Below are 5,010 nucleotides of genomic sequence, written 5' to 3'. Positions count from 1 at the left end.
CCCAGCCCAAACCGCGGGGGCTTTATTGGGCACGTGGGACGCTCGCGACGGGCACGGGGGGGGGGGGGCTTAACTCCCCGCCGCACCGGCATTCCCAACTACTCGCGTGCGGTGATCATCCGGGTTGCCGAGGCGCGCGCGAGGCTGCTTGCGGTGAAGTCTTCGATTCCTTCACCGAGTTGCGCGGCTTCTACTGCCCCCCGGTATCGGGCGGTAGTGAGCAGGCGTCCAAGTCCTTGCATCCGTTGGGAAAGAGCTTCCGTCCGGCGGGCTGGGTCGAGATCGAGCACCGGCACGAGTGCATCGGCCGCACCGGCCAGGTCTCCGCGTAGCGCTCGTGCGGTGCCAAGGTCAACGCGCGCGCCCAACTCACCGGCACCCCACCGCGACGCCTCGGGTAGTTGGCTGAATAGCTCCAAGGCTCCGAGCGCTTCGGTCTCAGCCCGGTCCCCATCGCCGAGGGCGACGTACGCGGCGCCCGCGCACAACGCCCGCCGTGATCGATCGAAACCGAGTTCCCCGCCGATCTCGTCAAGAAATGGGTCATCACCGGCGCGGTCTAGTTCATCGGCTGCTTTGTCGAGTTCGGCTTGGACCTCCTGACGCGCACCGATGAGCGCGAGTGCGCGCGCGTTCACTGAGTGCAGGCGCACCCGCGCGGTGCCGACTGGTGCGTTTTCCAGTGCGGCCGTGGCAATCGCAACCGCTCGGCGCGGCCGACCAGACCAAAACGCGACCGTGACTTGCAATGCACGCGCCCACGCCGAGAGCGATGGGTGGTCGATGACACTGCCGTACGTGTGCGCAGCACGCGCTTGCTCCTCCGCCACGTCGGCATGGCCGAGATCCCACGACACAGAGGACAGCAGGCCGCAGACCTGCCCGGCGATGAGGTAAAGCTCTGCTTGCTGGCGAGGTTTGTGGGTGCGGTCAAGCTGGTCGTAGACGGTATTCCGGAGCCTGACAAGATCGGTAAGCATCGACAGCGGCGGAGTAACGTAATACGCCTGTGCAGCGCGACCCGCCGCTGACTGAAGGTGTTCCAGCGCCGACGGGTCTAAGGCTGATGCTGCCTCAATGGCGTGTTCAACCGATTCGCGAGCAGCGTTCACGATCAGTTCCTCTTCCGTAACGGGGGCTCGGGAGACTTCGAGTTCAGGAGGCCCGAGAAGGCGGCCTACTGGCTCGCCCCACCAGTGTTCGAGCACCCGGCACGAGATCGCCTGAGGTGTGGGGGCTCCTCCGGCAAGCCATCGCTTGGCTTGCCGCTCGGAGATGTGCACCGAGTCGCCCTCACCGCAACGGCTTGCCTGCTGTGTGTACTCCTTCAAAAACCCAACCACTGACAGGTGCGCCGCGTGCGCGAGCTGTTCGAGTCGTGAGCGCGGGGGCTTACTGGCCATGTCCTGTCCTCCCTACTGCCATCACGGTAGCCGGTGACAGGCGCCGATAGGCCGCTGAACTGGCCTTATGTCCCCCACATGGCCTGACATGGCCCGTTGATGGCCTCACGATGCACCCCCGCAAGTGGCGACAGTCACTACATCAACATTACGACTGCGGGAGCGTCTGATGACTGCCGATGTGCGAGACGGGCGAGGGCGAACGGCCAAGCCGCGGATTGCCCATCTGACGTGGGTGACGGCTGCGCACCTGTCGCGTGATCACGCTGTGACGGATGAGGCGATGGCGGCCGGGATGGCGGCGGGCGGGACGTTCGAGGGGTTGTGCGGTGCTCGGTTCATGTCCGCCGCCATGACCTCCGCGCCGGGTGCGGTGTGTCCGCGATGCCGCTTAATAGTGGAGGCGCGAGCGTCGCTGCGGTCGATGGCGCAGCGGATGCACGGACCACATCGGCACCGGCGGCGCGGGCGGGTCGCGCGATGGTTCACCGCGCTGTCTGGTTCTGGGGCCTCGGCTGTCCCGGTGCCGCGTTCGGCCACGTCCTCCGCCGACGCGGCAACCCCGACCGGAGCGGCCGCTCCGAAAACGCGGCGGGACCGGATTGACCCCGGCGATCCCGTGGGCCTCCGGTCCCGCCGCGTACCCACGCTCACCGTGGGCGGTGGCCGGTGAGCCGGGCGGCGTCGCGGGTGGCGCGGCGGTGTCATCGTGCGGCGGAGCGCACGCGTCGGTGGGAGCGGTTGCTGGCACGCGCGGCGTCGGCACGGGCGCGCGCGTTCGTGCTGGGCAGGCTCGCGCGATCGCTGGCGGCCTACGCCGAGGCGGGCCGCGCGCTGAGCGAGCGGAGCCCGGCGGGTCCGTCGGCGGTCGCGGTGGAGGGGTTGGAGCGGTGCGCCGGGCTGGTCGGGTTGCTGGCCGAGACGGAGCGGGCGCAGCGGCGGGGCGAGGTGTGGGCCGCGCCGGAGGGCTCACCGCTGACGGCGGCCGAGGAGGCGGCACGGGTGTTGCGGTTGCTGGCGGTGGAGCCGGACCGGTGGCGCCGCGCCGAGCTGGTCCGTGACCTGGGCCAGGCACTTGCCCCGCCGCCCGGGGGCACGCCGGGCGGTGTCGCGGCTGGTGATCAGGCCTCGATGGTGGCGGGGCGGTTCGCGTTGACGGTGGCGCGGCAGTTGTTCCGGGCTGCGGGTGTGCCTGCCGATGAGGCGTGGCGGCTGGCGTTCGGTGGCGTGCGGGACCCGTTTTCGCCGAACGCGTGCGGGGGTGATGGCCGCTGCGACCCGTGAACCCCGAAAAGGCGAGGCGGTAATTACTGGAGAAGAGAATTGTCGGGAATTGTGAACGGCCATGGCGAAACGAGCACCGAGGAAACGAGCGTCCGGGAATTGGGTGCTGGTGGGCCGCGACGTGTACCGGTTTCAGGAGGGAGCGCGCACGTGGACGTTGTCGCGAGCCGAGCAGGGAAAGTATCCGTGGGAACTGCGGGGCCAGCAGAAAGCGAGCGATCAGCCGGGGCCGGACGGCACCGTCTGCGAGACGGGGCGGACGTGGTGTCATCAGGTCGGGACGCCCGATGTGGAGCGGGCGCAGCGGCAGGCACAAATGTGGATCGATCTCACGGTCAACTACCCGTGGGGTTGACGGTGAAATACGGCCTTGTGGGAACGACGGCGTCCCTGGAGGAAACGATTGCGACGCTGCGGGAAATGCGGCAGGAGAAGAAGCTCAGCAAGGCAACGGTGTCTCATCTGATTGGCCGCCATCCGCAAGCTATCGAGAAGGTGGAGCAGGGCGTCTACAGCACGACTCTGTTCGAGGCGTTGGCGCAGTACGCCGGGTTTTTCGGCTACACGCTGCGGCTGACCCTGACCGAGGACAGCCCTCCCCTGACAGCGACCGACCGGACATGGGAGATGACGTCATGAGCGACTACATCACGCTGGTTGTGTGGGCCGGTGTCGGCGTGTGGTTCGGCGTGACGCTGTACCGGGACCTGCGGGCGCCGTTGCCGTGGCAGTGGTTTCAGGGACAGGTCAAGACCCGCGCGGTCGTGCTGGCCGTGGCGTTCGGGGCGATATGGCCCGGGATGGTGCTGCTGGACCTGCTGTGCCGTGTCCCGGGTGCGCGGCGGTGGGTTCTGGCGTTCATCCACTGGCGCCGCCCCGCCCCGGAGTCGTGATGCCCGGTCGGGACGATGCCGGGTACCTGAGCGGTCTGGAGCCGATGTTCCTGCATCCGGTCCGGTGGGTGATCGTCTCGCTGTTGCGGGACCGGGCGTGGGTCGACTTTTCCAGCCTCGTAGCGGCGACTGGGCTGGCTCCCAATTTCTTGTCGAATCAGCTGTGGCATCTGCGCAGGGCAGGGTATATCGAGAAACAGAAACACCCCGAGCATCACGGCCGCTCTCAATGGCGGCTGACACTCGACGGTTCGGCCCGGTTGTTGTCACACGACAATTGCTTGCTCGACGTTATGGCGCTCACGAACGCGCTCGCGCTTCAGTCGATATCGCGACCGTGGCCGCAGACTGTGCCCGAATTACTGAACGCCAAACAGACATGCACGGAGACATGAAAGGTGGACCCGGAAATCGGATCGAAACGAGAGCCCGCCAAACAAGAGAAGCAGGCCGCCGCCGCTGCCCTGCACGCGCTGACCGAAGAAGGGGACGTCAAGAAGGCGAATTTCCTCAGCAAGCTGCTTGAGGTGACGCAGGAGGACAACGACAAGAGGGCTAACGAGAGCGGGGAGGGAAGAGGGAAGTAGCAGGGCCGGGCCACCCGTCCAACGGCGAAGAAGTGCGGGTGGCCCGGCTGGGGAAGCCGGAGCAACCCCGATGCCCAGGGTATCGGGGTGCTTCGTGCTGCGCCGGGACAGATCATCCGGCGGTGGTGCGCGGGGTCGCCCTGTGACACGAGGACGACCGAAAGGCCCACCAGCGATGACGACACACGACACGCATGACAGGTTCGACCCGAACGAGTGGGATGGGGAGATCACGTTTCAGGCGGTCACGGCGGAGCAGGCGCCCGCCGTGGTGGCCGCCTACCGGGCGGCGGTGGCGATGGCCGAGGCGCTACGGGAGTCGATGAACCGCGCCGGGTTGAGTGATCCGGCGCTGACGCTGGTACCGACGTTGCGGGAGGACGGCACGCCCGTGGTGGTGGTGACACTCACGGCCGGGGCGGTGCGCCGCATCGACGCCCTCTTGTCGTCGGGCACCCCGCCACCGGGCCGGACCGACGCAGCCTGAGCACTAGGGCGGACACCGACGCCTTACAAGTGCAAGATGGCGGCATGGGCACTGACAGATGCGAAGTGGTGCGGGCGGATCAGGTGGATGCCCTTCTGCGTCGTGCCAGGTTCCGGATCGAAGAATCCCGCAAATTGATCGACTCCAGTGCTGAGCGGATCAGACGGTGCCAGTTGACCCCAAGTCAGCGATCATCCGTTCATGAACGGGGGGGGGGTAGGGCCGGGGTGGGGGGGGGGGGGAGGAGGCGGCCCGGGGGGGGGGGGGGGGTTTGTGTACACCCGGGCCCAACCCTGTTTGTGCGCGGGGGGGGCCAAAAGGGCGGCGATGGACGGCCGGATCGCCCAGATCCGCAA

The 5,010-nt window shown here is 67.7% G+C and carries 8 protein-coding genes; 7 read left to right on the top strand and 1 reads right to left on the bottom strand.

The window, feature by feature from the left end:
* Nucleotides 1-98: 98 nt before the first annotated feature.
* On the bottom strand, nucleotides 99-1,403 hold the full coding sequence (locus tag ACFWY9_RS37755) for a hypothetical protein (RefSeq protein WP_378341153.1): 1,305 nt from the start codon (nucleotides 1,401-1,403) through the stop codon (nucleotides 99-101).
* 669 nt (nucleotides 1,404-2,072) lie between these two features.
* Between ACFWY9_RS37755 and ACFWY9_RS37750 the strand changes: the two genes are divergently transcribed.
* The 7 genes from ACFWY9_RS37750 to ACFWY9_RS37720 all read left to right on the top strand — a co-directional run bounded on the left by ACFWY9_RS37750 (nucleotide 2,073) and on the right by ACFWY9_RS37720 (nucleotide 4,654).
* Entirely contained in the window at nucleotides 2,073-2,687 is a 615-nt protein-coding gene (locus tag ACFWY9_RS37750) for a hypothetical protein (protein ID WP_378341152.1), read from the top strand.
* A 61-nt stretch (nucleotides 2,688-2,748) separates the two neighbouring features.
* Nucleotides 2,749-3,042 (top strand): hypothetical protein, encoded by a 294-nt coding sequence (locus tag ACFWY9_RS37745; RefSeq protein ID WP_378341151.1) that lies wholly within the window; start codon nucleotides 2,749-2,751, stop codon nucleotides 3,040-3,042.
* Nucleotides 3,033-3,326 (top strand): helix-turn-helix domain-containing protein, encoded by a 294-nt coding sequence (locus ACFWY9_RS37740; RefSeq protein WP_378341150.1) that lies wholly within the window; start codon nucleotides 3,033-3,035, stop codon nucleotides 3,324-3,326. The genes ACFWY9_RS37745 and ACFWY9_RS37740 overlap by 10 nt, the downstream gene beginning before the upstream one ends.
* Nucleotides 3,323-3,580, top strand: coding sequence for a hypothetical protein (locus ACFWY9_RS37735; RefSeq protein ID WP_378341149.1), 258 nt, complete (start codon nucleotides 3,323-3,325; stop codon nucleotides 3,578-3,580). Before ACFWY9_RS37740 ends, ACFWY9_RS37735 begins: the two co-directional genes overlap by 4 nt.
* On the top strand, nucleotides 3,580-3,975 hold the full coding sequence (locus ACFWY9_RS37730) for a transcriptional regulator (protein WP_378341148.1): 396 nt from the start codon (nucleotides 3,580-3,582) through the stop codon (nucleotides 3,973-3,975). The genes ACFWY9_RS37735 and ACFWY9_RS37730 overlap by 1 nt, the downstream gene beginning before the upstream one ends.
* Before the next feature lie 3 nt (nucleotides 3,976-3,978).
* A complete protein-coding gene (locus ACFWY9_RS37725; RefSeq protein ID WP_378341147.1) occupies nucleotides 3,979-4,167 on the top strand; it encodes a hypothetical protein in 189 nt (62 codons plus the stop codon).
* A gap of 175 nt (nucleotides 4,168-4,342) precedes the next feature.
* The gene (locus ACFWY9_RS37720) at nucleotides 4,343-4,654 is read left to right on the top strand and encodes a hypothetical protein (protein WP_378341146.1); all 312 of its coding nucleotides are present in this window, start codon (nucleotides 4,343-4,345) and stop codon (nucleotides 4,652-4,654) included.
* Nucleotides 4,655-5,010: the final 356 nt, after the last annotated feature.

Origin of the sequence: Amycolatopsis sp. NPDC059027, from assembly GCF_042739735.1 — a bacterium.
Lineage (GTDB): Bacteria > Actinomycetota > Actinomycetes > Mycobacteriales > Pseudonocardiaceae > Amycolatopsis.
This window is presented reverse-complemented; position numbering and strand designations above follow the sequence as displayed.